Raw genomic sequence first — 1,438 nt, 5'->3', positions numbered from 1 at the left:
GAGCAATCGTCAATACCTGTGGATCAAAAGCTTTAAGCAGCGACGGATGGCCGCCCTTCTGGGGACGTCTCGTCCGGCCGCTCGACGAGCTTGCCGCCCACGAATGTCGCCCCGGCGCGGACCAGGGCAACGAGATGTGGTGCGTTGACCGCCCGCCAGCGCTTCTGCGCCGACTCGATCAGCTTGAAGGCCATCGCCAGCCCGGCGGCGCGCGAGCCGGGACCCTTGGTGACCTTGGTCCGATGCCGGACGGTGGCGAAGGTGGACTCGATGGGGTTGGTCGTGCGCAGATGCACCCAGTGCTCAGCGGGGTAGTCGTAGAAGGCGAGCAGTTCGTCGAGGTCATCGACCACCTTGGCGACGGCCTTGGAGTACTTGGCGCCGTAGAGGGCCTGGAAGTCCTTCACCGCGCGTTCGGCGTGCTCCTTGTCCTCGGCGTTCCAGATCTCGGCCAGGGCCTTCTTGGCAGCCGGGTGGGCAGACTTCGGCATGGCCCCCAGCACGTTAGCGATCTTGTGAAACCAGCATCTCTGGGCTCTGGTCTGCGGAAACACCTCGCTCAGCGCGGCCCAGAAGCCGAGTGCCCCGTCCCCGATGGCCAGCACCGGGGCGCGCATCCCGCGCCGCTTGCAATCGCGCAGCAGGTCAGCCCACGACTCGGTCGACTCGCGGTAGCCGTCGGCGAGTGCGACGAGCTCCTTACGCCCGTCCGCGCGCACCCCGATCATCACCAGCAGGCAGAGTTTGTGCTCCTCCAGGCGGATGTTGACGTGGATTCCGTCGGCCCACAGGTAGACGTAGTCCACGCCGGACAGGTCCCGCTCGCCGAAGGCCCGCTGTTCGCCCTTCCAGGTCTCGGTCAGCCGGGTGATGACCGAGGCCGACAGTCCGGCGGTCGAGCCGAGGAACCGGCCCAGCGCGGGGACGAAGTCTCCCGAAGACAGGCCGTGCAGGTACAGCAGCGGCAGCACCTCGGTGACCTGCGGGGTCTTGCGCGCCCAGGCGGGCAGGATCACCGAGGAGAACCGCTTACGCTCGCCGGTTTCCTCCTCGATGCGCTTGTCGTTGACCCGCGGCGCTTTGACCTCGATCGCGCCGACGCCAGTCAGCAGGTCGCGCGGCTGGTGGTAACCGTTGCGTACGACCAAGCGGCGCCCGTTCTCGTCGCGCTCGTCGGCGAACGCGGCGATGTAGGCGTCCACCTCAGCCTGCAAAGCGGCGGCCAGCATCTTGCGGGCGCCCTCGCGAACGATCTGGTCGATCAACGAGGAGGATGCCGGCGAGTTGTCGTCAGCGGGCAGCTCGGGCACTACGGTAAGCGGCACGGGTGTGCCTTCCCGACCGACGTTGGCGCGTCGGCCTTATCTCGAAACCTTGATCAGATGATTCGGGAAGGTACACCCCTTCCCGTCAGATCCACAGGTTTCGATCATTGCTC

Annotated in this window: 1 protein-coding gene; it reads right to left on the bottom strand. The window is 66.6% G+C overall.

Features of this window, described 5'->3' with window-relative positions; translation table 11 throughout:
• Positions 1-32: 32 nt before the first annotated feature.
• Positions 33-1,325, bottom strand: a complete 1,293-nt coding sequence (locus AB0I38_RS40285) for an IS256 family transposase (RefSeq protein ID WP_436838833.1) — start codon at positions 1,323-1,325, stop codon at positions 33-35.
• Positions 1,326-1,438 lie beyond the last annotated feature (113 nt).

The sequence above is a fragment of the Nonomuraea cavernae genome, from assembly GCF_040655715.1.
In the GTDB taxonomy this organism is placed as follows: domain Bacteria; phylum Actinomycetota; class Actinomycetes; order Streptosporangiales; family Streptosporangiaceae; genus Nonomuraea; species Nonomuraea cavernae_A.
Note: the sequence above shows the minus strand (reverse complement) of the source record. Positions and strands in the feature narration are given on the sequence as shown.